The organism is uncultured Alistipes sp. (genome assembly GCF_963931675.1).
Taxonomy (GTDB): Bacteria; Bacteroidota; Bacteroidia; order Bacteroidales; family Rikenellaceae; genus Alistipes.
On record NZ_OZ007039.1, the window covers coordinates 1497961 to 1523721 of the forward strand.

The following is a 25761-nucleotide window of genomic DNA, read 5'->3' on the forward strand; positions in this document are numbered from 1 at the left end:
TTCATGCCGCAAAGGTACACTTTTTCCCCGATTCCAAAAAGCAAGCCCAAGCGGCCCTTCGGATACCGAAATCCAGGTATTTTTTAAATTTTTATAAGAAATTGTAAGCAAAATTCGTCCCATGTGGAAAAAACAACCTATCTTTGTGGGCCGAAAGGAGACAATCTTAATCCCAAAACGAACAATAGCACATCTTATGGAACTGAACAAAACCTTCATCGACGGGCTTTGGAGCAAGGAGATCAACGTCACGAGTTTCGTGCAGACGAACATCACCCCCTATCTGGGCGACGCCTCGTTCCTGCAGGGTCCCACCGAACGAACCAAGCACATCTGGGACCTCTGTCTCAAAGCCATCGAAGAGGAGCGTCAGAATAACGGCATCCGCTCGCTGGACAACAAGACCGTCTCGACGATCACTTCCCACAAGGCCGGATACATCGACCGCGAGAACGAACTCATCGTCGGGCTCCAGACCGACGAGCTCCTCAAGCGCGCCATCAAGCCCTTCGGCGGCATCAATGTCGTTTCGCGCGCCTGCCGGGAAAACGGCGTGGATGTCGACGAAAAGGTGCGCGACATCTTCACCCACTACCGTAAAACCCACAACGACGGCGTCTTCGACGTCTACACCGAGGAGATCCGTTCGTTCCGCTCGCTCGGGTTCCTGACGGGTCTGCCGGACAACTACGCCCGCGGCCGCATCATCGGCGACTACCGTCGTCTGGCCCTCTACGGCACCGACCGCCTGATCGAAGCCAAGCAGCAGGACCTGCGCAACCTCACCGGCCCGATGACCGAGGCCCGCATCCGCCTGCGCGAGGAGGTCGCCGAGCAGATCAAGGCCCTGAAGGATATCCGCACGATGGGCGAATACTACGGTCTGGACCTCAGCCGCCCGGCACACTCGGCTCAGGAGGCCGTGCAGTGGGTCTACATGGCCTATCTGGCCGCCGTCAAGGAGCAGGACGGAGCCGCCATGTCGCTGGGCAACGTCTCGTCGTTCCTCGACATCTTCATCGAGTACGACCTGGCCCACGGCCTCATCGACGAAACCTTCGCCCAGGAGCTTATCGACCAGTTCGTCATCAAGCTCCGTATGGTGCGCCACCTGCGGATGCAGTCCTACAACGACATCTTCGCCGGAGACCCCACCTGGGTCACCGAGGCCATCGGCGGACGCTTCAACGACGGCCGCACCAAGGTCACGAAGACCTCGTTCCGCTTCCTGCAGACGCTCTACAACCTCGGTCCCTCGCCCGAACCCAACCTCACGATCCTCTGGAGCCCCGACCTGCCCCAGGGATTCAAGGACTTTTGCGCCAAGGTCTCGTCCGACACCAGCTCGATCCAGTACGAGAACGACGACCTGATGCGCGAAGTGCGCCACTCGGACGACTACGGAATCGCATGCTGCGTGTCGTACCAGGACATCGGCCGCCAGATCCAGTTCTTCGGCGCCCGCTGCAACCTGGCCAAGGCGCTGCTGCTCGCCCTCAACGAGGGGCGCTGCGAGAATACCGGCACGGTGATGGTCAAGGGCATCCCGGCGCTCTCCGAGGGCCCGCTGCGCTTCGAGGAGGTGATGCAGAACTACAAGAAGGTACTGCATGAGATCGCCCGCGTCTACAACGAGGCGATGAACATCATCCACTACATGCACGACAAGTACTACTACGAGAAGGCCCAGATGGCATTCGTCGACACCGACCCGCGCATCAACCTCGCCTACGGCGTGGCCGGGCTCTCGATCGCCCTCGACTCCCTCTCGGCCATCAAGTACGCCAAGGTGACGCCCCGCCGCAACGAAATGGGCCTCACCGAGAGCTTCGACATCCAGGGCGAGTTCCCCTGCTTCGGCAACAACGACGACCGCGTCGACCACCTCGGCGTCGACCTGGTCTACTACTTCAGCGAGGAGCTGAAGAAGCTGCCCGTCTACAAGAATGCCCGCCCGACGCTGTCGCTGCTGACGATCACCTCGAACGTGATGTACGGCAAGAAGACCGGCGCCACGCCCGACGGCCGCGCCAAGGGCGTCGCCTTCGCCCCGGGCGCCAACCCCATGCACGGACGCGACAAGAGCGGCGCCATCGCTTCGCTCTCGTCGGTGGCCAAGCTGCGCTACCGCGACTCGCAGGACGGTATTTCGAACACCTTCTCGATCGTCCCGAAATCGTTGGGCCCCACGCCCGAGGAGCGGGTCGAGAACCTGGTGACGATGCTCGACGGCTACTTCACGAAGGGTGCCCACCACCTGAACGTCAACGTCCTGAACCGCGAGATGCTCGAAGATGCCATGGAGCACCCCGAGAAGTATCCGCAGCTGACGATCCGCGTCTCGGGCTACGCCGTGAACTTCACCAAGCTGAGCCGCGAACATCAGCTGGAGGTCATCAGCCGCAGTTTCCACGAGCGCATGTAGCGGCTTAAAAAGCCGCTCATAGGAACGGGGGGGGCGTAGTGCTGGTCCAAAGCTGCAAAACGGCCTCCATCCGACCCCGCTCCCGATTATTGACAGGTGATTCCAAACAATCAAACGATATGATTCGCGTACACTCCTACGAATCGATGGGAACTTTCGACGGGCCGGGACTCCGGCTCGTCGTTTTCCTGCAGGGCTGCAATTTCCGCTGCCTCTACTGCGCCAATCCCGACACGATCGAGGCTTGCGGCGGCACGCCCACCGAAGCCTCGGAGATCCTCCGCATGGCCGTCGACCAGAAACCCTTCTACGGACGGCGGGGCGGCGTGACCTTCTCGGGAGGCGAACCGACCTTTCAGGCCGCGGCGCTCGTCCCGCTGGTCCGCAAACTGAAGGAGGCGGGCATCCACGTCTGTCTGGATTCGAACGGCGGGGTGTGGAACCCGGCCGTCGAGGAGCTGCTGGGGCTGGTGGACCTGGTGCTGCTCGACGTGAAACAGGCCAATCCCGAACGCCACAAGGGGCTCACGGGGCGCGAAAACGCCCAGACGCTCCGCACGGCGGCCTGGCTCGAAGCCCACGGCAAACCTTTCTGGCTGCGCTACGTCCTCGTTCCGGGCTACAGCGACGCCGAAGCCGATATGCGGCTGCTGGGCGAACGGCTCGGCGGCTACCGCTCGATCGAACGCGTCGAGTTGCTGCCCTACCACACGCTCGGCGTCCACAAGTACGAGGCGATGGGGCTGGAGTACCAACTGCGCGACGTACGGGAGAATACGCCCGAGCAGATCGACCGGGCCGCGGCGCTGTTGCGGGAGTATTTCCCGACGGTGGTGGTCAACTGACCCGCTGCCGCGTATCGCCCGTGCGCGAAAGCCGAAAAAGGCCCGGACTCACGTGAAGTCCGGGCCTTTCGTTTCGATCCGACCGGATGATCAGAAAATCGTCGTCAACAGGATCGGATAGTGGTCGGAGATATAGGGGACCCCGTAGTTATCCGTAATCGTGCGGAACGATACAGCAATGTCATTCCGGTAGAAGATATGGTCCAGGTTCCGTTTCGGGGTGGCCGTACCGCTTCCGTAGTTGTTGAAGCTGTACGCATCACCGGCCGGTGCGATGTCCCGGGCCGCCGACATCCACTGGTAGTAGGGCGTCAGCGCCTCCCGCGAAGCGTCGTCCGTCGCATAGGAGCAGTTCATGTCGCCCGTGATGAAGAGCATGGCATTCTCCCCGGCCAGCTCCTTCATCTTCGAGACGTTGAGCTTCGCACTCTTCTCCCGGGCCGAGATGTTCGAGGCATAGGCCGGCATGTGGGTCGTGAAGAGCCAGAAATCCTTCCCGGTCGTCACATCCTTCAGATGGGCCCAAACCGTCGTATGCCACTGCTTAGCCTCCCAGGCTACGGAGGGTTCGTCGGGCGTATCGCTCAGAAAGTAGTAACCCCAGTCGATGCGCGTGAAACGGCTCTTGCGGTACAGCAGCACCGAGTTGCCGCCCTTGCTCGTACCCGTATTGGGGACTTCGAGCATCTCGTAATCGGGAAGGTGCTGCTTCAGATAATCGCGCTGTGCGGTCCGCGGCTCCTGCATCCCGATCACGTCAGGCTGGATGCTGTTGATCATCTTCACGCACGGGGCCTTGCGCACGTCCCAGGCCTTGTCGCCCGTATCGCTCGTCGTGACGCAACGGATGTTGAACGACATCACCTTCAAGGTGTTCTCAGAGGCGCCGCCTCCGCTCGGTCCCGGATTGTCATCGCTGCCCGACGAGCATCCCAAGGCGCACAATACGATTCCGTAGAGCAAATACTTCAGTTTTTCCATTTTTTATTGTTTTAAGTGTTGGACTCAATCTTTCGTAATCACGATGTCGTCGATGTAATGACGCCCCGTACCTCCAATGGTAATTCGAGTATCTTTCGTTGCACCGGAGATCTTCACCGTCACAGGATACCACTTATAATAGGCATCCTCCATCACCTTAGCTTCTGCTTCAGTCGCCGGTTTACATTCCTCAGGCAACGAAGCCAAATCGTGAACAGGGGCGGCTGCAGTACCCGCACCTTCGGCCGTTACCGTCAACGTTATGGGATCAGGCTTGTAAGAACTGCTTCCTCCCATGTGAACAGCAATCTTGAACGTCAGGGTAACATCAGCCGAAGCATCGCCCAATGCTGCTAAAGCCGGAGTGGTAATGCTTCCTGCGCCAGACGCCGAATCATCCAATCCGAGACGAATATAACCGGGCAATTCATAAACATAATTGTTCGCATCCACAGACCAACCCTCAGGAACGGCATACTTATTCGGTATATTCTGAGCCACACCCATCTGCCAGGTCGGAATAAAATAGTCATGTCCCAGGAATGCATCATCAAAGCCTTCAGTCAACAGTACGTTCTCTCCAGAAGGCAATACCGAGGTATGATAAGCGCGCTTTTCATGCGTAGCAAGATAGAAAGCATGTTGAAGCAGAAGCGGAGCATCGGTTTTAATTCCGGTTTCAGGATACAATGCCGTTGTATTATCCGCCTGCACGATCTTGATGTAAATATAGTCCCCCTCTGCTACTGCCTTGCTTTCCGGCACATTAAAATAGGCCATCTTGTAACCGCCACTGTTTGCTTGGGTCGGGATGGTGAATTCCTCTGTGCCTTCTCCCGTATAAGGACCTACCAATACACGGACTCCATCATACCAATCCCGGTTATTATTGCTCCACTTGATCTTATATTTTGCAGGAACATACCCTTTTATACTCTTATTCGAGAACATACCGAACCCGAAGCGCAGATTGCCCACAATCCGGGACGTAGCCTTGATCTTGAAGACCAACCCGTTATCTTGCCAGTTGTCACCACCCCAGCCGGTAGTCTGGAAACGTCCGTCATAAGGTGTCTTCTTACATGTCAATTCACAGGTTGTCAAATCTTCATTACCGACTTTGTAAACCGAACAACCGTTGGTATAATTCAACGTCTTGCTGGCAGCATCATATGTCGCACTGTAAACCGAAGGTGTTCCGCCCAATAACATCTTGAGCATACCGTCGATCGGCGTAATGGCGTAGACCGCCTCGCCGAAACGTGTGCCGTTCATCGCCGAAAGATCCGATACCGAGGCCGGAAGCACATAACCCGCTCCCGCAATACCCTTCACCGGGCCCCGCTTCTGCGGCACCGTCGTCGAGGCAAACGTCGCATGGGCATAGGTCTTCATCGAATAGGTCGTTACCCGATCCTCCAGTTCGAGCGTGACTGTCCCGCTCAGCGTCTTCGACAGATCGGCATCCACCACCTGAGACTCCGGAAGCAAAACACGCATCGCCTCATAGGTCCCTGCCGCCAGGTCGCCGACCGAAATCGAACGCTCGGCAGGCAGTTCGGTTGCCGTTCCGCTCCTGGTCACCTGCGTCGCGGCGGTCGGAGTCACCACCAGCAGTCCGTCGGCATCCTTGGCCAGTTTGGCCCCCTTTACAACCACTTCGACCTGGTCGCCGACCGTAAGCCCGTGATTCGGAGCGCTGACGAAGATACCCGCCTCGTCATCCTGCACCGCGAAACAACCCTGCGGAACGTTGTCCACCGAAACCACCGTACCCTGTATATAAAGATTGTCGGAAACCGTCACCTCCGAAGCGCCCGCCTTGCCACGGAGCTCCGCAATGGTGGCCTTCACCGGATCGTCGGCACTCGGGCGCTGCGGTTCACCCTCGACGGCAAGCACGATGTCGTCCACGAAGAAACGAACGTCGTCCGTGCTGGAGGCCATCGCAGCTGAAGTAATGGTGATTTCGGTCTCGGGAGTCGCCCCGCGGACATAAACCGTAAACGGCTTGAACTCGTTGTTCGCAACCCCTTCGAGCTCACCGCCCTCCACCGTGGCGCCGCTCGCACCATCGACTTTCACCACCACGCCGGGATCGGTCGGGTTGCCGTAGGCGTCGATCATCGCCGTCGCCAGGAACGTCAACTTGAGATCGCTCTTCAAGATGCGCATCGCCTCGAAACGCGAGGCCAGTTGGATCGTATAGGAACCCTGCGTATAGCGCGAAACAATCGCTTCGTCGCCGCGTCCTACCTGCAGGAAGCCCGGGCGCGTATAGCACTCATCGAAAGCGACGATGCCGGAGTGCTCCTTGGGCAAGGAATAAGCCCCCGCATTGAATGACGACATGAAGTCGAGCGGCAGATCGATATAGGCCGCCACGGCATCACGCACGTCATCGAATCCGGTAGAGAAGACGATCGTCTCGTCGTCCATGGCCGGAACTTCCGACGCCTCGGCCGTGGCCTTCGTGATGCAGAAGCCCGTCTGGAAGGCAACCGTCGGCTTCGAATCCGACGTGCTGGCCGACGAGCCGTCCGTGCAATAGTGCCGGATCCAGAGCGTACCGCCCGCCGGAATCTGCTTCTCCGCGGGAATCGTGAAGTCCACGATCTTCCAGACCGCATCCGACGCTCCCCCGACCGACGCCTTGTCGAACGGCGTCCAGCTCGCTCCGTCAGCACTCCACTCGAACCGCCAGGCATGGTTTGCATTCTGCGTGCCGTCGCGGCGGCTGCCATACATATAGCGCAGGTCCCCGGAAAGCGCCTCCTTCAACGGAATCTGCAGCTGCAGCGCATCCCCGGTCTCCCACGATCCGATCACCACGCCGCGCTGGAAATACCAGTCCGATTTGGGATTCGTGTGGGTCTGGGTGCTGAACGTCATGTCGGCCGGGCTTCCCGTCCGGCTCAGGATCATGCCGTCGTCGAAATAGCAGGTCCCGCCCTCGATGAAGGCGTTGCTCAACATCAGATTCGCATCGATCGAGAACATCTGGTAGATCGGGAAACCGTAGCCGTCCCCGCCGCCAACGGTCCCGGCCCCCTGCGACAGCAGGATCGAAACCGTCGACGACTCCGAATCCGTCGTTACATGGATGCAGGCCTGACGGGCACTCGTCGAACGGTTCCGCGCTACCACGAGTTTTACCGCCGCGTCGCCCATACCATAGGTCTCGCTGGGTGTAATCCAGCGGACGGCCTCTCCCGTCGCCGGATCCGTGAAATCGATATGCCAGTAGGAATTACTGGTCACGTCGAGGGTCAGCTCCTCGCCCTCGCCCGAGGCCGTCAGACTCTCCTGGGTAATCCCGACCCGGCCGACACTGTCCACCTCCGGATCGCTCGTGCAGGAGACGGCAGCGCCCGCCAGCAGCAACGCCGCCGTCCAAATCCCGAATAAATGCTTTTTCATAGGTGCGTAATAAAGGTTCATTTGAAATTTCGATTCGGGCCCGGAATCCCGGCTCGATGGCTCGTCCGCTCCGAAACACCGCCCCAAAACGCTACATTCGCATGACATTCGCCGAAATTTTTCAAAAAACAGCCGCTTTTCTTTGGAATGTCAAATATTACTTTTATTTTTGTACCACACTAAACCACACTATTCTATTTACATGTGCCCTATGTGTTGTGTGGTGTGGTGTACGATGCAAATATACTACTAATTCTAAAAAGATGAAAAAAAGTTACGATGAATTTCAAAGAAAGTGCGATTTTCGGACAATCGCCGCTTTCTGCGCGCTTCTGGCAGCGATCGTATTTGCACCATCGTACGCTTCGGCCCAGAACTTCACCCTACAGGGGAGCGTCAAGACCGAAAAGGGCGAGCCGGTCCCGGGAGCAACCATCATCCTCGCCGGAACCCAGCAGGGCGTAACCTCCGACGCACAGGGTAACTTCACCTTCACCCTCACCCGGAAGCCCGCGGCCGATGCGTCGCTGCTCGTCTCCTATCTCGGCTACAAGAGCCAGACGATCCTCATCGGAAGCCGCACGACCTTCGATATCGTACTGGCAGAAGAGAGTACGGCCATGGATGAGGTCGTGGTCGTCGGATACGGCACCGTCCGCAAAAAGGACCTCACCGGAGCCCTCTCCTCCGTAGGCGGCGAGACCATCCTCAACCGGCAGACCCAGACGCTCTCACAGGCCCTCCAGGGCGCCATGCCCGGCGTGACCGTCACCCGCACGAACTCCGCTCCCGGAGGTTCGGCCTCGATCCGGATCCGCGGTATCACCTCCATGACCGAAGGCGCGTCGGACCCCTATGTGCTGATCGACGGTGTGGCCGGGTCCATCGACGACGTGAACCCCAACGACATCGAGAATATCACCGTCCTGAAGGATGCGGCTTCGGCTTCGATCTACGGTTCGCAGGCCGCCGCCGGCGTCATCCTCATCACCACCAAGCGCGCCGGGAAAACCGGAGCCAGCGTTACCTATAATTATACGCTCGGCATCGACTACCAGTCCCAGACCCCCGAATACATGAATGCCACCGACTACATGGCCGCCGTCAACGAACTCCGTTACAACGACCTTCCTTCGGGCGGCTGGTATCAGGAGTATTCGCGGGAGATGATCGAAAACTACTGGATCCTCAACCGGGAGAATCCCGACCTCTACCCGAATGTCGACTGGATGGACCTGATGCTCAAGGACAAGGGCGTCCGGCAGTCGCACAGCCTGACGATTCAGGCCGGCGGCGAGAAGATCAGCTCGGTGCTGAGCCTGGGCTACGACGACGTCGACGGACTCTTCCGCAAGAACCTCAACTGGCAGCGCTACACCGCCCGGCTGAACAACGACATCAAGGTCTTCAAATGGATGAATGCCTCGGCCGACCTGTCGCTGCGCTACGTCGACCAGCTCAACCCCCATACCTCACCCTCGGGCATCATGCGTTACATCCCGCCCATCTACCAGGCTGTCTGGAGCGACGGACGCTACGCCCCGGGCAAGGACGGCACGAACAAGTATGCCGCCCTGATGTCCGGAGGTGAAAAGGAGACCGACAAGTATCTGGCCAACGCCAAGTTCCAGATCGATATTATGCCCGTCAAGGGGCTGACCGTCACGGGAATCTTCGCCCCGCAGTTCTCCTACACCAAGATCAAGGATTTCCAGCGCCAGACCTCCTACTTCAGCTACCAGGAGGAGAGCCTCACCAGTACGAAGTACATCTCCGACGCCCAAACCACCACCCTCGAAGAGACCCGCGGGGATACCTTCTCGCACACGACACAGGTCTATGCCAACTACCAGCACACTTTCGGCGAGGACCACAACATCAACGCCATGATCGGTTACGAGAACTACTGGTATCAGGAAGGGGCGATCGTCGCCAAAAAATCCTCGTTCGCACACTCGCTGATCCCCGACCTGAGCGCCGGAGGCAGTGAGGACGTTACGGCCAATTCGAAGAACGTCAACGAACTGGCACGCCGCTCCTACTTCGGGCGTCTGATGTACAACTACCGGTCGAAATACTACATCCAGGGCAATATCCGCCGCGACGGGTCCTCGCGTTTCGCGCCCGACTGCCGCTGGGGTACGTTCCTCTCGGCATCGGCCGGATGGGTCTTCACCCAGGAGCGCTTCATGGAGGGGCTTCGCAAGGTCCTGGACCACGGAAAACTCCGCCTCTCCTACGGAGAACTGGGCAACGAGCGCATCAAGGGTTACTACCCCTACCAGGCCGTCCTGGCCAACAACAACGTCGTCGGATACACCGGCTCCACGATAACAGCCCTCTCGGGTTATGCGCAGGCCGCGGCCATCGTCTCCGACATCACCTGGGAGACCACCTCGACCGTCGACGTGGGTCTCGACCTGACGATGCTCAACAACCGACTCTCCGTCACCGCCGACTGGTACTACAAAAAGACCCGCGACATGCTCCTGCAGGTCCCCATCGCCCCGATCATGGGACTCTCCGACCCCTATGACAACATCGGCGACATGCATACCAAGGGCTGGGAGGTGACCCTCGGATGGAGAGACAACATCGGCGATTTCAGCTACGGGGTTACGTTCAACCTCTCGGACGACGTCTCGACCATGGGTTACATCGGGAACAAGGAGGTCATCTCCGGCGGCAAGATCATCCGTGAAGGCGACGAATACCAGTCGTGGTACGGATACGTCTGCGACGGGATCTACCAGACCCAGGCCGAAATCGACAATTCGGCAACCACAGGAGCCGTCTACCCCGGCGACCTGCACTACCGCAACCTTGCGGATGCCGACCCGAACAGCCCGCTCATCAACGCCGAATACGACCGCACGATCCTCGGCTCCTCGCTCCCGCACTTCAACTACGGCGGTACGATCGATCTGGCATGGCGCGGCATCGACTTCAACCTGACGTTCCAGGGCGTCGGCAAGCGCAACTCCTACCTCACGGACGAGATGGTGCAGCCGCTGCGCTCGCAGTGGTATAACGTCCCGACCATTGTCGGGGGGGGGGAGTTCCTGGAGTCGCAAGAACACCATCGAGCAGAACCAACACGCCAAATATCCGCGCTATTCGTGGAACAGCGCTAACAACAACTATGCGGTTTCCGACTTCTGGATCTTCGACGGCTCCTACTTCCGCGTCAAAAACATCTCGCTGGGATACACGCTGCCCCAGAAATGGATGAACCGGGTGCACGTCAAGAGCCTGCGCTTCGCCGTGACGCTCACCGACTTCTTCACTTACAGCCACTTCCCCGAAGGCTGGGACCCCGAGGTCGGAACCACCGGATACCCGATCACCAAATCGGTGCTCTTCTCGGCACAACTCAAATTCTAACATCGGATCAAAGAACGAAAAGATATGAAAACCATCAAATGCGCAATCTTCGCCCTGGCCGGGAGCCTGCTCTTCTCGTGCAGCGATCTGGATCTCTCACCCAAGGATTCGGCAGCCAGCGGTTCGTGGTTCCAGACCCCCGAGCAGTTCGAACTGAACCTCAACGCCCTGCTCCACCACAGCTACTGGCCCATGGAGCGGAACGAATGGACCTCCAACGAACAGACCGAACTCGACATGCTGACCGATGACGGCCAGAACCGAAGCGCCCCGGGCCGGTTCCTCATCGACGGCGTGGACGGCACCTATCCGCTCGCCGTCCGCATGTGGGACATCACCTATACGGGCATCAACCGCTGCAACAAGATCATCACCGAGATCAAGAAACTCGAAGGCGAAATGGATCCCGAGCGGTACAACCGCATCATCGCCTGTGCCCGCTTCTACCGCGCCTGCTTCTACTGCCGGATCATCATGCACTTCGGCGACCCGGTGGTCGTGCCCGAGGACATGGACATGGACTCCGAGGCCGGACGCCAGGCCGCCTATGAGCTGACCCGCACGGACATGTGGGAGGTGGTCGACGACATGCTCCGGGAGTTTGACGAGATCGCACCCCTGCTGCCCGTCTCCTACGGCGGCGGCGAGGTCGAGCGCGCCACGCAAGGGGCGGTCTACGGCATGAAGGCCCGCTACGCCCTGCACTTCGCATCCATCCGCAAGTGGGATACCATCGAGCTGGACGAGAACGGACGGGGACACGGATTCGGCGATGCCAACGAGGAGGAGGCCAAACGCCTCTTCAAACAGGCCCGCGATGCCGCCGCGAACTGCATGACGCTGAACGCCTACACGCTCCATTCGGATTTCGGGGAGCTCTTCCGCATGTCCACGAAGCATTCGCCCGAGGGAATTTTCGTCATTCCCCGCTCGAAAGCCCTTTCGAACAACTCGAAGTATCAGTATCTTTACGGCGGCGCCACCAAGGCCAAGTTGCCACGTCTGTCTGGCGCCCCGACCTGCACGACCTGCCTGCCCTCGTGGTACCTGCTCTGCTCCTTCCTCGACGACCAGGGCAAACCCATCGACGAATCGTCGGTCTACGACCCCCACAAGCCCTTCGAGCACCGCGATCCCCGCTGCACCTACACCATCGTGGAGCACGGGACACAGCACCTGGGCGTCATCTTCGATCCCCATTTCGACGTGACCGAGGTCTACAGCGCCCGCGAAGGAGGCATGGTTACCAACAACGACTCGCGGTCGTACAAGATCTCCGGCAGTTCGAACCAGTACGCCTCCTACAACGGTCTGGTCCTCAAGAAGCACGTCGATGAAGACTGGCTCTCGCCCTTCGAGGCCGAAAACGACAAGCTGATCCTGCGCTATGCCGACGTGCTGCTCATGTACGCCGAGGCGAAAATCGAACTCAACGAGATCGACGATTCGGTGCTCAATGCCATGAACCAGGTCCGCGCACGGGCCTACAAGGTCGACGTATCCGCCACTTCCGACTATCCGGCCATCACCGAACGCGATCAGGCCCGGCTGCGGACGATCCTGCGCTTCGAGCGCCGCATGGAGTTCGCTTTCGAGAACCTGCGGCTCTACGACCTCTGGCGCTGGCGCATTGCCGAGAAGGTGCTGAACCGCCCCTGGATCGGGCTCCCCAAGAAGGATGAGAAACTCCAGCGCGCCTACATCGACGACGGCATGTGGTTCCACGGCGCCGTGCCGCAGGTCGACGAGGACGGCTGTGTGGATTTCATGGCCGATGTCGCCAAGGGAGACCCCAACTTCTTCCGCAACAACATGTATGCGCAAGTACTCGCCGAATGCAAGTTCGTGGCCCCGAAAAGTTATCTGTGGCCCATTCCGACCACGACCATGCAGGTCATGAAGAACATCACGGAGAACAACCCGGGATATTGATTCCATTCCGTCAAGGCCGGGCCGATTTTCACAAGTCGGCCCGGTCTTTGCCAGCATCCAACCTACCAATCCAACAGCCATGAAAAACAATCCGATCACCTTTCTCCGCCATCTGGCGGCTCCGTTGCTGCTGCTGGGCGCCACGAGCCTCTTCGCAGCTACTGGAACCCAGACCCTCCGCAACGACAAGCTGCAGATCTCGATCGACAAGGACGGGCGTCTGGTCAGCCTCAGGAATCTGGAGACCGGGCGCGACTACGCCGGCAACGACTTCCTCTGGAGACTCTACTACGACACCCAGAAAGCCAAAGAGATCGAGGTTCTCCCCGAACGGCAGACCCCGCACGTCTCCTCCGACGGCAAGACAATCACACTCACCTACAACGAACTGAAGGCTACGGATTTCAGCACCCGGGAGGAGGTGACGCTCCACATGCGGCTCCGTCTCGACCTCTCGCTCGAAGGGGATCTCATCCGCTGTGCCTCGACGATCGAGAACAACGAGCCCCACACGATCATCCGCGAGTTCCACTACCCGCTTGTCGGCAACATGCCCCTTCCGGAGGACCACAAGCTGCTGCTTACCCACACCGGAGGGCAGCTCTACGACGATCCGAAGGGTATCATCCTGCGCAACAGCAACTCCTCACCCTACAAGACCCCGGCACAGAAATTCCGACAGATGGACGCCAAATATCCCATGCGGACCGTGACGGGCGGGACCGGAGGCTGCATGGCCTCGAACTGCTTCGCCTATGTCGGCGAGCGCGAGGGGCTCTATTTCGGGAGCCACGATCCGCAGTTCCAGGACACGGGACACGGACTGCGCCTCTACCCCGACGGGGAGGGGAACTTCACCCGTCTGGAGTCGGGATTCTACAAATATCCCCACTGCTTCGCGGGTGAACGCTGGAGCTGCGACGCCAACGTCATTGCCCCCTACACGGGCACGTGGCATCAGACCTCGAAACTCTACCGCCGCTGGGCCGACACCTGGTGGGATCACCGCGATGCCCCCATGTGGGTGAAGAAGATGCGGAGCTGGCAGCGCATCATCTTCCGCCACCAGTACGGGGAGTTGCTCTTCAAGTACACTGACCTGCCCGGGCGCATCAAGAGCGTCGGGGAGAGCGTCGGGGCCGATGCCGCCTTTACCTTCGGGTGGTGGGAGACGGGCATGGACCACGGCAATCCCCACTACAACGCCGATCCGGCCCAGGGCGGCGACGAAGGGTGGCGGAAGGCCATCGCCGAATTCAAGAAGGACGGCGCAAAAGTGCTCCTTTACTTCAACGGCAAGCTGATCGACCGAGAGAGCGAATTCTACAAAAGCGGCGTCGGCAAGCAGATCTGCTACCGCGACAACACGGGTGCGGAATTTACCGAGCAGTACCGCTTCACCGGGCAGGGGACCTTTCTCGGCGACTACAACGCCCGCACGTTCGTCATCGCCGACACCCGGTCCGACATCTGGCGCAAGATGCTCCTCGAATGGGCCGACCGCGCCCGCGAATACGGGGCCAACAGCGTCTTCTACGACCAGCTCGGATACGGCGAACGGGCCTCGAACTGGGACCTCAGCCGTGAATTCCCGGTTCCGAACGTCCGCGTCATCGCCGACAAGGCCGAGGTGCTGAAGATGATCCGCGATCGCAATGTCAGTTTCGACCCGGAGTTCGCCCTCGGAACCGAGTGGCTCACCGACGTAACGGCCCAGTACTGCGACTACATCCACATCTACCAAGTGACGGCCGGGAAGTACAGTTTCATCGACTGGTTCCGCTACACCTTCCCCGAAATCATCATCTCCGACCGCGAAATCCGCGATGACACGGACATCGAACGCCGGGTGAACAACACGCTGCTTAAGGGACTGCGCAACGACATCGAAATCTACCGCTGCCGCGACCTGATCGACAAGACCCCGCACTACCAGGCCTATCTGGCCCAAGTAAACAACATCAAGAAACGGTACGAGGATCTGCTGCTGGTCGGCACGTACCGCGATGTGGAGGGTTTCACGCTCTCCGTGCCGGGCATCGAGGCCCGGGCCTACACGAACGGCGACGGTATGGCTATCGTGGCGACCCGGACCGAAGCGGGAGACCCCGTGAGTTGCGGGATCGAGGTGCCGGGGTATCGGTTTGTCGAGTCCGCGACGCTGGGCAAGGCCCGTGTATCATCCGACGGCGGAGAGGTAACCCTCGGGCAATACGATCTGGCGGTCCTGATTTACAAAAAGGGAAAATGAATGCACTGATCCGAGATACGGGCCCTGCCTCTCCGCTTGCGGAGACCGCAGGATCGGAGGAATCCCCGATCCTGCGGTTGGGAAACCGCACGGTTTCGGCCGTAGTATGCCTGCCCGATACCGCGTACGGCTACTACCGAGGCACCCGGTTCGACTGGAGCGGCGTCGTGCGCGACCTCCGCTGCCGGGGACACCGCTACATCGCACCCTGGCAGAGCCGCCACGACCCCCTGCGGCACGACGGGCTGACCGGGCCCGTGGATGAATTCTCCCCGATCGGCTACGAGCAGGCCCGTCCGGGCGAGGAGTTCCTGAAAATCGGGGTCGGGACCCTGCGGCGATACTCGAAAAACCCTTACGACCGCTTCCGGCTCCACGAAATCGTCAACCCGGGAGTCCGGGAGACGGTCGCCGCACGCGACCGCATCGAATTCCGCCACCGGCTCTTGAGTGACGATTACGGATACGACTACCGCAAAAGAGTGCTCCTGACTCCGGACCCCGGACTGCGGATCGAATACACGCTCAAGAACCTCGGTCCCGCAATTCTCTCGGGATACGTCTACAACCACAACTTCTTCACGCTCGACAGGATGGCCACGGGGCCCGAAACGGAGATCCGCTTTCCGTTCCACCCCGCGGGTACCTGGCGCGAGAGCTACGACTGCGTGGCCCTTACGGAGAACGGCATCCGCTTCAACCGGGAGCTCCGGCGCGGGGAAGTGGTCTTCATGGGAGACCTCCACAGTCCGGAACCCGCGACCCGGAAATATGAATTTTCGATTCGCAACCTCCGCACGGGAGCCGGAATCCGGGTGTCGGGCAGCGGGTCGCTCTCCCACATGGTCTTCTGGGCCTGCCCGAATGTCGCCTGTATCGAGCCCTACACCTCGTTTCAGGTATTCCCCGGAGAAACCGGGGTCTGGCAGATCGGCTACGAGTTGCTGGGATAGACACCATCCTCAAGAAAGACGCCCCGGAGCAGCACTGCCCCGGGGCGATCTCTTTTCCGGAAACGGAATTCAGCAGACTTTCGCTACCGCCGCATCCACCGAAGAAGCAGCTGAAGCGGCAGCAGGCAAATCCAGTCCGGCCAGCAGTCCGTAAAAGGCGGCTTCGCCGATATGGGCCGCCGGGGCCACCTTTTGCAGGCACATCACGTCCCGCAGCCCATCGACGAGTGCCGGTTCCAACAGCGCGAACGAACGCGAGATCTGGCCGCCCAGCAACAGGCACTCGATCCGCAGCTCGGAAAGCACGCCGCCGATCGCTCCGGCCAGGATCCGTCCCGCCTCGGCGAAGGTCTCCCGGGCCGCCGGATCCCCGGCAAAGGCCATCCGGGCCAGATCGGCCACCGTAAGATTCGGGTCCGACTGCCCCGTCAGACCGGCATGGATCCGCAGGATACCCCGTTTCGAGACCCAGTCCTCCAGAATGCCGTCCCGGCACGGGCGTCTGAAGATCGAGATCCGCGGGGACCCCATGGGTGAATACTGCACTTCGCGATCGAGGCAGCAGGCGAAGCCCAAACCTGTTCCGAGCGTCACGAGGGCTGCATTCCCGAACGTGCGGGCATTGCCGCGCGTCATCTCGCCCAGCAGCGCCGCATTGACATCGTGCATGAACCGAACCGGCATGTCGGGACCCGTTTCGGGAAGTTTGCGCAGCACTTCGACAAGTGAACAGCCGTAGATACTCCGGAACTTGTGCTCCATAAGGGGAATGCCCCGGGCAAAGTCGAACGGGCCCGGAAAGGCGACCCCGATACCGTTCAGCACGAGCCCGTGCGCCGAAGCGAAGGCGGCGCCCCGAACCACCGAAGCGGTCAGGGCACCGACAATCTCTTCCCGCGTACCGTCCGAGGGCATCGGGCAGGAGAACTCCGACGCGGGAATCAGCACCCCGGCGGCATCCGCCACCACGGCCTTGAGGAACGTCCCACCGACGTCGAACAGCAGGCGGCAGTTATTCGCGATCGAATCCATCCTTGAGCATCGTCTTGTGGACGCAAATCGGTTCCGCACGCAAGTTCTCGATCACGTAGCGGCCCATGTCGGCCGGGACCACCACCATATCCATGTATTCGGCATCGAAATAGCGCTCGGGATGATCGACGGAACGGATCCGGATGTGTTCGCCGTCGACAAGCGTCAGCACGTGGAACCGTCCGCAGGTATCGTCCTCGATCTGCTTCTCGAACTCCAGACGGCGGAGCGTGAAGTAGAGCAGGTCGTGCTCCCCGACGATGTATTCGGCCCAGCCGTCACCTCCACGGACCTGGCGCGGCTGCTGGACGATGTTCCGGCGCACCCAGCTCGTCCGGCGCTCGCGGACCAGATTCCGCTCGCCGTGCCACGTGTGAATCGGACGCGGCTTGCCGTCGAAGTCTGGACGCAGGTAGTCGTAGAGTTTGTAGGTATAGGAGCCGATCGTGAGGCTGCCGATCTCCAGAACCACCTGGTTGCGGCCCGACGAGTGGACCGTCCCCGCGGGAATCATCACCTGAAGACCCGGCTTCGAATCCTCGTAGCTCACGTACTTCAGGTAATCCACCGGCTTGTACTCCTTGTCAGCCAACTTGATGTCGCGGATGAAGGCGTCGATGTCGGCATCGTCACGGAATCCGATGAAGGTCTTGGCATGGTGTCCCGCCACGACCACGTAGTAGCTCTCGTCCTGGCGTCCCAGTTCATCGTAGTTGTCATGGTTGTACTGCGCGCCGGAGTGGACCTGGATCGACATGTTTCCCGTGCTGTGGTACGAGTCGTCGTAGTTGAAGCGGATCGGGAAGTAACCGCCGAACTTCTCGACGCAACGGGCGCCCATGATCGCTTCGCCCTCCCGCTGCACGAAGGAGAAGAACGGGAACTCCAACTGCTCGGCCCCGGCCTCGACCACGATGCTTACCTCCATGGGAATCAGGTCGAAGACCCAGGCGCAGTTGCGCATCGTATCGGGCAGATTGCGAAGTTTCTTGACGTAGGTACCGCCCCAGACGCCCTCCAGATAGACGGGCTTGCAACGGAACGGATAGGTGGCCAGGGCCGCCAAAATCTGCTCCAGCGCCTTGCGGGGGATCAACTGGAGGTGGTCCGGGCGGTCCGAAGCGACGTAATAGTCGAGCAGGCCCTCTCGCAGCAGTTCCCCGCGCAGGTGCACCGCCATCTCGAAATCGGCGTAATAGCAGCGGCGGATCACCTGATTGGCCGGCTGTGCGGTCCGGTCGCCCAGGTTGGCATACTGGCCCCGGCGGATGCGGAGAATCGACTCCTTGGGCGTCACGTCGAAGTAGCACCGCACGTCGTAGAGGTCCCGCATCCGCGGCATCAGGCAGCCGCTGCCATAGACGACCACCACGCGGCGCGAGCCGTCCGAAGGCCGGAGCGCAGCGATCCGCAGGCGGAAATCCTCCGCATTGGTCTCATCCAGCAGCGCCTCGTAGCCGCCCCGAAAGATGCGTCCGTAGAGCAGCGTCGGGTCCTTCTCCCGATCCCACTCCAGCAGCGGGTCGATCAGATCGCGGATCTCCTGCTCCGACTTGAAGGCCGCGCGGAAATCGACCGCCTCCAGCCCGATGTTCCGGAGCTTCAACTGCTGCGACAGCAGGTTGATCATCCGCGACCAGTCGGCCGTGGCGTAACCGTCGAAAGCAACGACGAGATTCCGGCCCGGCGCGGCATCCATGCGTGCGGCAAACTCCGCAGCCAGTGCCGTTGCGGCCTTGAGCGTTCCGCCGACGACGGACTCGACGGCCTCGGCCGGAAGTTGCGGGCGGTTGACGGCCCGGGGATCGTCGTACGGGAAGGGATTGTACATGAAACTCATGACTCTGATTGTATTTAAGGGTTAATCAAACAATTGCGTGATATTCGAAGTCCATGATTCCGGCGAGCATCTCCAGTTCGCGCAGATAGTCGCCGTCGACCAGTGCGAAATGCTGCGTGGTGCCGATCTTCAGGATCTGCTCGAAGAGACGCTCCACGGGAACCACCGGACGGAAAATACTGTGGGAATAGGTCGCCAGGATGTGATCCCCTTCGAGCGAGTCGACCAGCGTGGCAACCAGTTTGTAGCGGCCGTCGCACTCCACAAGCTGCGCCATGGTCTTGCGTCCCGGCGAGATGCGGTACCAGGCGAACGGAGCACCGGCATACTTGTAGCTCGTCTTGGCGAAGCGCACGTCGCGGGCGATAACCACGTTCTGCTGCCAGGCCGGGTCGTTGTGGTCGTTCGGGCCCGCATGACCGCCCGCAAAGGTGCCGTAGTCGGTCTCGATGTGGAACGGTTCGAGGAAATTGACATGCCTGCCCGAGATCAGTTTCAGCAGATAGGTGATCAAACCCGCGCCGATGTCGGCCTCGGGAACCAGCACCGAGCAGTTCTCGTTGAACCACGGGTGGTAGAACCCGGCCCGCAGCCCCACCAGCTCGAACATCGCACGGTCGATGTCGTTGAAGACCATCACGTCGATGTCCGAGCGTTCGGCCATCTTCGCCAGCCCGATCGAGGCGCGGACCGACGCCTCGAACTTGTCGCGCGCCACGTCATCCATCATCCGGTAGCGCGAAGTCAGGGCGTCGCAGTAGCCCTTGAGCTCCGCCGCACTCACGGCGTCGATCACCTCGCCGTAGACCGAATAGGGCAGGAAACGGATCTCGGGACCCAGTTTGGTGAAGAGATCGTAGGGGTCGATGTAGGTCGACCACATGGCCTCGTTGTAGTTGGCCAGCAGTCCCAGGTTCGACTGCCGGAGGATGGCACGGGCACGTGCCGCCGAGGCAAAGAGCCTGATCTCGCCGGTCACCTCCTCGCGCGAGCCCATTACCACACGAACGTGCCGACGGCCCGTGCGGGGCACCGACCCCGACGCTTCGAGCGAACCCACGAGCGTCCCGGCGCAGAGATAGTCAATGAAGTCGTCCTCGTCGAGCGTGTCCCGGAACGAGACATGGTCCCGGGCGACATTCACGAAGAGAACCGGCACCTCGGGCATGTCACGCAGGAAGCGGATCCAGGCGAAATCCTCCGACCAGGAGAGAAACTCCGCAATCACGAAGTCGACCTTCTCCATGTAGAAGCGATCCATGGCCGCCTGAGCCTCCTCCTTCTCGTAGACGATCCCCGGGAACACCACGTCGAGAAAATCCAACGTCCCGAGCATCTTCTCCACGTCGGCGCTCTTGCGTTCGGCATACGTCCCGCGTTTCAATCCTTCACCCAGCATCTTGAAGCGGGGCGACGCGATCAGCAGCAATCCTGCCTTCGCTTTTCTGGTTTTCAGGTTACTGTTCATGTTCTATTTTGTTGTAGTCTTTCAGATAGAAAAGTTTGGCGCCCAGCACCATGACCGCTCCGCACACGAGCCAGACAACGGCCAGCATCGAGATGCCGAACGACAGCCCGGCAGCCTGCTTCACGGCACCCAGCACCACGGGAGCCAGAGCCCCGATTCCGAATCCGACCATCATCATCAGGCTCGAAGCCGACGAGTGATAACGCGGCGGGATGACGTCGTAAAGCACCGTATAGGTATTGGCGTCGAAGAAGGCCCGGGCGAATCCGAACCCGGCGAACCCGACGTAAATCACCCACAGCGTCGCCGAATTGCCCATCAGCAGGATGAACGGCACGGCTGCCAAAAGTCCGAAACCCTGCATGGCCATTCGCCAGGCGGGATGCAGCCGTCCGAGTTTGTCCGAAAGACGCCCGGCCAGCAGAACCCCGAAGAAGGCAAACAGGTGGGTGTAGAACATCGAGTGGAATCCGGCCCCCGAGAGGTCCATGTCGAAGCGCTCGAAGAGGTAGGTGGGCATCCAGGTCAGGTAACCCGTCAGCACGAAGATCAGGCCCGCAAAGCAGACGGTAAGGATCAGGGCCGTCGGGGTGGTGAATACCATCCGGAAGCCCTCCAGAAGTTTCGGTTTGGGAGCCGACGAGTCTGCAGCAACGGCCTTCGACGGCTCCTCCCGCTTGTCCTTCAGGCGCACGGCCATCACGATGCCGTGGATGACACCGATGGCGCCGAACACGTAGAAGGCGCTGCGCCAGCCCCACAGTTGGCCGATATATCCAGCGGCGTAACCGCTGATGATGATCCCGATGTAATAGGCCGTCTGGTGCACCGACATGGCAAAGGCCCGGGTCCGGTCGTGATACTGCGCCAGCAGTGAGTAGTTCGCCGGGCCGAAGAAGGCTTCACCGCCTCCCGTGGCGACGCTCCGCATCAGCACGAGCATCAGGAAGCCGTTGCAGAGGCCCGTGAACATCGTGGCGACGCTCCAGAAGAGGATGCTGCCCGTGACGATCCATTTCCGGCTGAAACGGTCGCCAACCAGACCTCCGATCGGCACCAGCACGGCGTAGAACAGATTGAAGATCGTGGCAATGGAGCCGATAGCCACATCGCTCAGCCCCAAATCCTCGCGGATAAGCGGGAGCACCACATTGAAAACCTGACGGTCCGCCTGGTTGAGCAGGTAGGCAACCCACAGCAAAGCCAGAACTTCCCATTTGTAATTCGAGCGTTTTTTACGCCCGTCACACGCAGTCGTCATCGTCTATCGGCAAATTGAATCAGTACAACATATCCACGCTCGATCCGGCAGCCCGGCGTTCCGCCGCCGCACCCTGGAACGGGACGGCACTGCGTTCGATGAGCAGCATCGGAGCGTCCCAGACCGGACAGCCGGTGAACTTCATCCGCCCGCCGTCGCGGTTTCCGTGAGGTTGGGGCAGTTCGAAGATGCGGCCCGTGATGGGCTCCACCAGCACCGGATCCTTCAGCGAAAGGCCCTCGACACTCAGCTCGACCCGGTCCCAGGCGAGTTCATCCGACGGGATGCGGTCGGCATACCAGAACATCACGCCGATCGGCGTATCGGCCGTATCAGCCAGTTCGACAAGCGCGATCTCCCGCGCCGTATTGGCCGAGAAGGCGGGGTGTCCGGCAGCCTTCACCCCGGCGTGCAGCAGGTTGACCATGTGCTGCATGGCGTGGTACGAGGGGCGCTTGTAAACCACCTGCTTCAACAGGTTGGCCCGCAGCAGCCCGAACGACTGGAGCATATTGGGATACTGGTTGTCGATGATGGCGAAGATCGACGAGCGGATCCCCAGCGCGAAATCGTTGGCCAGGCGGCGCGCCACCCATTTGGCCTGGCTATACTCGCTCCACTCGTGGTAACGCAGGGCATGGGCCCACTCCAGCACCGAAGGGCATCCGCTCTCACCCGAGAAGAGGCGTATCCGCGGATCATACGAGGCCACGAACCTGGCCAACGCCTCGATCCCAGGCGTCGCATCATCGGGATTTTCATGATAGGGGTGGAAGCTCACATAGTCGATCAATCCGAGTTTGTTCCGCTCACGCAGAATATCCAGCACCTTGCCCGTAAAGTCGACCGGCATCCGCGAAAGCCCGAATCCGATGATGACGGCTTCAGGGTCCACCTTGCGGACCGCCTCCGCCGTGCGGATCAACAGTTCGGCATAAGCCGCCGACTGGTCTGCCCCCTGCAGGTTGGGTTCGTTCCAGACCTCCCACTCGTGCACCCGATCCTTGTAACGCTCCACAACCGCCGTCACGTAGCGCTCCCAGGCCTGCAGCGTCGGCTCATCGGTGAAAATCCGCGATCCCAGGCTCTTCTGCGCCCCGTAAACCGGATTCCCGTAGGCCAGGCACATCCACGGACGGACCCCCTCTTCGCAAAGGCCGTCGACCGCTTCATCGAGCCATCCGAAATCGTAGCGGCCCTTCTTCTGCTCGCAACGCGCCCAGCCGCTCTGGATGCGCGCAGCGCCAACCCCCAGCTCCCCCACATAGGGCTTGTAGGCCGAAAAATCGGCATACTCCCGGTCGAGGCATTCGCATCCGACCGACCAGCGGGGATTCGCAAGTTCCCGCGACGACCGCGTCTCGATACGGCCGACAAGCTCCAACTCAGGCGAAACAGACTGCATCTGCTTCCAGGTCAACGACCAATGCTGCGCCAAAACGGCCGAAGGAAGACTCGCTCCCAGAAGAACGGCAAGGAAAGTTTTTTTCATTTTCAAAGTCGGTTAACAGTTTTTTTCATATCTTTGTAACACGCAACATAAAAGTTGTGAGGTGTGGTCTTCTCTATGAGGAGTGTTGTGTAGTGTGGTGCAAATATAGGCATTTTTTTAGACATTCCAAGATTTATTTCACTTTTTTAAACGACTGATATGCCGGAAAAGATTAAAATCGACCAGGAAAGTCAGACTCCGGTCTACAAGCAGATCGTCGGACAGGTCGAGCAACTGGTACGCAGCGGAGAATACCCCGAAGGGTATCTGTTACCCTCAATGAACGAACTCTCGGCATTGCTCGACATCTCGAAGGAGACCGTGAAAAAGGCTTACTCCATACTCCGGAACAAGGGCTGCATCGATGCAAAACAGGGTAAAGGTTTCTACGTAGCCGCTACCGGTACGTCGAACAAACTCAACATTCTGCTGCTGTTCGACAAACTGAGCACCTACAAGCAGGTGCTCTTCAACTCCTTCGCCGAAGAGATCGGGGATGCCGCCGAGGTAACTATCCGCCTCCACAACCAGAATGTGGACCTGCTGGAATACTACATCGACGAGAATCTCGACCTGTTCGACTACTACGTCATCACACCCCACTTCCCGCTCGATGCCGTCACGCAGAAACGGGTGCTGAAGATTCTCACACGCATCCCCAACCGCAAGCTGATCATGGTCGACTACTGGATGAAGGCGCTCCCGGGAAACTACGGCGCCGTCTACCAGGATTTCGACAACGACGCCTACGAAGGACTGGGGTACGGACTCAAAAAACTCAAAAGCTATTCGAAACTCAACGTCGTGACGCTCCCTTCGAGCCTCTACTACTCCTCGGTGAGCAAGGCCGTGGAGCGTTTCTGCCGTGACAACGATATCGCCGTGGAGTTCCACACGAAGATCACCCCGGAGATCATCCGCGAAAAGGAGGTATACCTGATCCTCAACAGCCAATACGACCTCGGACTGATCGAACTCGTGCGCCGGGCCCGGGAGCTGAACTACAAGGTGGGACGCGACATCAGCATTATCTCCTACAACGAGTCGCCGATCAACGAAATCATCCTCAACGGACTGACCACCATCTCGACCGATTTCCGGCAGATGGGTATCCTGGTTGCGCGGATGATTCTCGACAAGGCCCCGGCCAAGATCAAATGCGACTTCCAGATGATCCGCCGCAATACGTTCTGAAACTCCCTCCGGCAGAAGGCCGGGACTACGGCAAGAACGACAAGGGATTCTACAACGACATCTTCGCACCGGGCCGGGCCGTCGCCTCGCTGTGGCAGATACTCAGCCCCGAACGCGTCAGCGACTTCTTTGCCCGAATGCTCGCCGAGGCGGGTTTCGGGAAGATCACGGTCCGGGCCCTCCGGTAATTCGACGCTGACGCGCGCAACGTCATCAAGCGCAGCGACCGTATCCGCGAGATCCGCATCCTCGACCGTACGACGGGGCGCACGGAGCGTTACCGCGGACGGATTCATCGACGCCACCTATGAGGGAGACTTGAGCGCTGCAGCCGGAGTGCCGTTCCGCCTCGGGCGCGAAGGGGCCGACGAATACGGCGAACCGCGCGCTGGAAAGATCTACCGCGGAAGCACGGCCCCAACGGCAAAGGCTCGACCTACGAGGGCGACAGTACGATCCAGGCCTACAACTATCGGCTCTGCCTGACCGACGCCCCGCAGAACCGGCTGCCAATCCCCAAACCGCGGCGTTACGACCGCGAAGAGTTCGCCTCGCTCTCGGCGACGTCTTCGAGAGGGGGGCAATACGGATGCCCTTTCCCTCCAAGCGGATTCGGCCGCAACCGGCCGCGAATCGCCGCCGGGGAGCGGACCGTCATCCCGGGCGACGTGTGAGGTATGGCCAAGATCACGAGCAAGACCCGCCTGCCAAATGCCAAGATGTATGCCGACAGCCAGTGGATCCTGCCCAAAGACCCAAAACACTACAAGTAGCTCCCCGAGGCAAAGGAGTATGCTGATCAGGGCTACTCGTGGCAGACCCGGCTCTGGGTCGACACCATTTTCAAGATCACCGACCTTCAGGCTCGGGTCTATCTGGTTACGGGCGACCGCAAATACATCGACCGTGCTGCGCGTGAGATGGTCCTCTACCTCAACCGCATCCAGCGCTCCAACAGAATCTTCTCCCACCACACCGAGCCCCCTACTTCCAGGGCCGCGGAGACGGCTGGATGGCCGTCGGAATGGCCGAGATACTGCGGATGCTGCCCAAGGACAACCCCGACCTGCCGCGAATCCGCACCGCCTACGAACTGATGATGTCGACGCTGCTGCGCTACCAGGCCTGCGACGGCATGTGGCGTCAGATCATCGACAACCCGAACACCTGGAAGGAGACCTCCTCGACGGCCTTGTTCTCCTATGCCATGGCCCTCGGCGTGAAAAACGGATGGCTCGACAAGAAGATCTACGGCACGGCGACCCGCAAGGCGTAGCTCTCGC

General features: G+C 60.1%; 18 protein-coding genes. 11 read left to right on the top strand and 7 right to left on the bottom strand.

The window, feature by feature from the left end; all coding sequences use genetic code 11:
- Nucleotides 1-196 precede the first annotated feature (196 nt).
- Together pflB and pflA are read left to right on the top strand one after the other, a co-directional pair.
- A complete protein-coding gene (gene pflB, locus ABGT65_RS06380; RefSeq protein WP_346700656.1) occupies nt 197-2425 on the top strand; it encodes a formate C-acetyltransferase in 2229 nt (742 codons plus the stop codon).
- A gap of 119 nt (nt 2426-2544) precedes the next feature.
- The gene (gene pflA / locus ABGT65_RS06385; protein ID WP_346700658.1) at nt 2545-3270 is read left to right on the top strand and encodes a pyruvate formate-lyase-activating protein; all 726 of its coding nucleotides are present in this window, start codon (nt 2545-2547) and stop codon (nt 3268-3270) included.
- A gap of 90 nt (nt 3271-3360) precedes the next feature.
- Here the strand turns inward: pflA and ABGT65_RS06390 are convergent, their stop codons facing one another.
- Entirely contained in the window at nt 3361-4251 is an 891-nt protein-coding gene (locus tag ABGT65_RS06390) for an endonuclease/exonuclease/phosphatase family protein (protein ID WP_346700659.1), read from the bottom strand.
- Between the two features lie 24 nt (nt 4252-4275).
- On the bottom strand, nt 4276-7671 hold the full coding sequence (locus ABGT65_RS06395; RefSeq protein WP_346700661.1) for a DUF5689 domain-containing protein: 3396 nt from the start codon (nt 7669-7671) through the stop codon (nt 4276-4278).
- Between the two features lie 263 nt (nt 7672-7934).
- Here ABGT65_RS06395 and ABGT65_RS06400 point away from each other — a divergent pair, with 263 nt between their 5' ends.
- The 5 genes from ABGT65_RS06400 (at nt 7935) to ABGT65_RS06420 (ending at nt 16191) form a co-directional block, all read left to right on the top strand.
- Nucleotides 7935-10805 carry a TonB-dependent receptor gene (locus ABGT65_RS06400; protein WP_346700663.1) on the top strand — a complete coding sequence of 957 codons (2871 nt, stop codon included), beginning with the start codon at nt 7935-7937 and terminating at the stop codon, nt 10803-10805.
- Nucleotides 10714-11055, top strand: a complete 342-nt coding sequence (locus tag ABGT65_RS06405; protein WP_346700665.1) for a hypothetical protein — start codon at nt 10714-10716, stop codon at nt 11053-11055. The genes ABGT65_RS06400 and ABGT65_RS06405 overlap by 92 nt, the downstream gene beginning before the upstream one ends.
- Nucleotides 11056-11079: 24 nt before the next feature.
- Complete coding sequence (locus ABGT65_RS06410) at nt 11080-12987, top strand: RagB/SusD family nutrient uptake outer membrane protein (RefSeq protein WP_346700667.1); 1908 nt, start codon at nt 11080-11082, stop codon at nt 12985-12987.
- 79 nt (nt 12988-13066) lie between these two features.
- Nucleotides 13067-15238: a DUF6259 domain-containing protein gene (locus tag ABGT65_RS06415; protein ID WP_346700669.1), complete on the top strand. Its 2172-nt coding sequence runs from the start codon at nt 13067-13069 to the stop codon at nt 15236-15238.
- Complete coding sequence (locus tag ABGT65_RS06420; protein WP_346700671.1) at nt 15235-16191, top strand: hypothetical protein; 957 nt, start codon at nt 15235-15237, stop codon at nt 16189-16191. Before ABGT65_RS06415 ends, ABGT65_RS06420 begins: the two co-directional genes overlap by 4 nt.
- A 69-nt stretch (nt 16192-16260) precedes the next feature.
- Here ABGT65_RS06420 and ABGT65_RS06425 read toward each other — a convergent pair whose 3' ends face one another.
- Genes ABGT65_RS06425 through ABGT65_RS06445 form a run of 5 tightly spaced genes read right to left on the bottom strand, consistent with a single transcriptional unit; the run spans nt 16261 to nt 23284 of the window.
- On the bottom strand, nt 16261-17223 hold the full coding sequence (locus ABGT65_RS06425; RefSeq protein WP_346700672.1) for an ROK family protein: 963 nt from the start codon (nt 17221-17223) through the stop codon (nt 16261-16263).
- On the bottom strand, nt 17204-19063 hold the full coding sequence (locus ABGT65_RS06430) for a phosphoheptose isomerase (protein ID WP_346700674.1): 1860 nt from the start codon (nt 19061-19063) through the stop codon (nt 17204-17206). The genes ABGT65_RS06425 and ABGT65_RS06430 overlap by 20 nt, the downstream gene beginning before the upstream one ends.
- A 25-nt stretch (nt 19064-19088) precedes the next feature.
- Complete coding sequence (locus ABGT65_RS06435; RefSeq protein ID WP_346700675.1) at nt 19089-20531, bottom strand: hypothetical protein; 1443 nt, start codon at nt 20529-20531, stop codon at nt 19089-19091.
- A complete protein-coding gene (locus ABGT65_RS06440) occupies nt 20521-21792 on the bottom strand; it encodes an MFS transporter (protein ID WP_346700677.1) in 1272 nt (423 codons plus the stop codon). Before ABGT65_RS06440 ends, ABGT65_RS06435 begins: the two co-directional genes overlap by 11 nt.
- A 19-nt stretch (nt 21793-21811) precedes the next feature.
- A complete protein-coding gene (locus ABGT65_RS06445) occupies nt 21812-23284 on the bottom strand; it encodes a GH39 family glycosyl hydrolase (RefSeq protein ID WP_346700679.1) in 1473 nt (490 codons plus the stop codon).
- Between the two features lie 159 nt (nt 23285-23443).
- Between ABGT65_RS06445 and ABGT65_RS06450 the strand changes: the two genes are divergently transcribed.
- The 4 genes from ABGT65_RS06450 (at nt 23444) to ABGT65_RS06465 (ending at nt 25754) form a co-directional block, all read left to right on the top strand.
- A complete protein-coding gene (locus ABGT65_RS06450) occupies nt 23444-24478 on the top strand; it encodes a GntR family transcriptional regulator (RefSeq protein WP_346700681.1) in 1035 nt (344 codons plus the stop codon).
- Nucleotides 24442-24666 (top strand): hypothetical protein, encoded by a 225-nt coding sequence (locus tag ABGT65_RS06455; protein WP_346703106.1) that lies wholly within the window; start codon nt 24442-24444, stop codon nt 24664-24666. The genes ABGT65_RS06450 and ABGT65_RS06455 overlap by 37 nt, the downstream gene beginning before the upstream one ends.
- A complete protein-coding gene (locus tag ABGT65_RS06460) occupies nt 24608-24964 on the top strand; it encodes an FAD-dependent oxidoreductase (protein WP_346700682.1) in 357 nt (118 codons plus the stop codon). Before ABGT65_RS06455 ends, ABGT65_RS06460 begins: the two co-directional genes overlap by 59 nt.
- A gap of 538 nt (nt 24965-25502) precedes the next feature.
- Nucleotides 25503-25754 (top strand): glycoside hydrolase family 88 protein, encoded by a 252-nt coding sequence (locus ABGT65_RS06465; RefSeq protein WP_346700684.1) that lies wholly within the window; start codon nt 25503-25505, stop codon nt 25752-25754.
- The last annotated feature ends 7 nt before the right edge of the window (nt 25755-25761 follow it).

Bases quoted from the DNA above. Each gene is read 5' to 3' on its own strand.
- ABGT65_RS06395 (WP_346700661.1), bottom strand. From the start codon at position 7,671: ATGAAAAAGCATTTATTCGGGATTTGGACGGCGGCGTTGCTGCTGGCG.
- ABGT65_RS06450 (WP_346700681.1), top strand. From the start codon at position 23,444: ATGCCGGAAAAGATTAAAATCGACCAGGAAAGTCAGACTCCGGTCTAC.
- ABGT65_RS06435 (WP_346700675.1), bottom strand. From the start codon at position 20,531: ATGAACAGTAACCTGAAAACCAGAAAAGCGAAGGCAGGATTGCTGCTG.
- ABGT65_RS06440 (WP_346700677.1), bottom strand. From the start codon at position 21,792: ATGACGACTGCGTGTGACGGGCGTAAAAAACGCTCGAATTACAAATGG.
- ABGT65_RS06415 (WP_346700669.1), top strand. From the start codon at position 13,067: ATGAAAAACAATCCGATCACCTTTCTCCGCCATCTGGCGGCTCCGTTG.
- ABGT65_RS06445 (WP_346700679.1), bottom strand. From the start codon at position 23,284: ATGAAAAAAACTTTCCTTGCCGTTCTTCTGGGAGCGAGTCTTCCTTCG.
- ABGT65_RS06430 (WP_346700674.1), bottom strand. From the start codon at position 19,063: ATGAGTTTCATGTACAATCCCTTCCCGTACGACGATCCCCGGGCCGTC.
- ABGT65_RS06400 (WP_346700663.1), top strand. From the start codon at position 7,935: ATGAAAAAAAGTTACGATGAATTTCAAAGAAAGTGCGATTTTCGGACA.
- ABGT65_RS06425 (WP_346700672.1), bottom strand. From the start codon at position 17,223: ATGGATTCGATCGCGAATAACTGCCGCCTGCTGTTCGACGTCGGTGGG.
- ABGT65_RS06455 (WP_346703106.1), top strand. From the start codon at position 24,442: ATGCGACTTCCAGATGATCCGCCGCAATACGTTCTGAAACTCCCTCCG.
- ABGT65_RS06465 (WP_346700684.1), top strand. From the start codon at position 25,503: ATGGCCGAGATACTGCGGATGCTGCCCAAGGACAACCCCGACCTGCCG.
- ABGT65_RS06390 (WP_346700659.1), bottom strand. From the start codon at position 4,251: ATGGAAAAACTGAAGTATTTGCTCTACGGAATCGTATTGTGCGCCTTG.
- ABGT65_RS06420 (WP_346700671.1), top strand. From the start codon at position 15,235: ATGAATGCACTGATCCGAGATACGGGCCCTGCCTCTCCGCTTGCGGAG.
- pflA (WP_346700658.1), top strand. From the start codon at position 2,545: ATGATTCGCGTACACTCCTACGAATCGATGGGAACTTTCGACGGGCCG.
- ABGT65_RS06410 (WP_346700667.1), top strand. From the start codon at position 11,080: ATGAAAACCATCAAATGCGCAATCTTCGCCCTGGCCGGGAGCCTGCTC.
- pflB (WP_346700656.1), top strand. From the start codon at position 197: ATGGAACTGAACAAAACCTTCATCGACGGGCTTTGGAGCAAGGAGATC.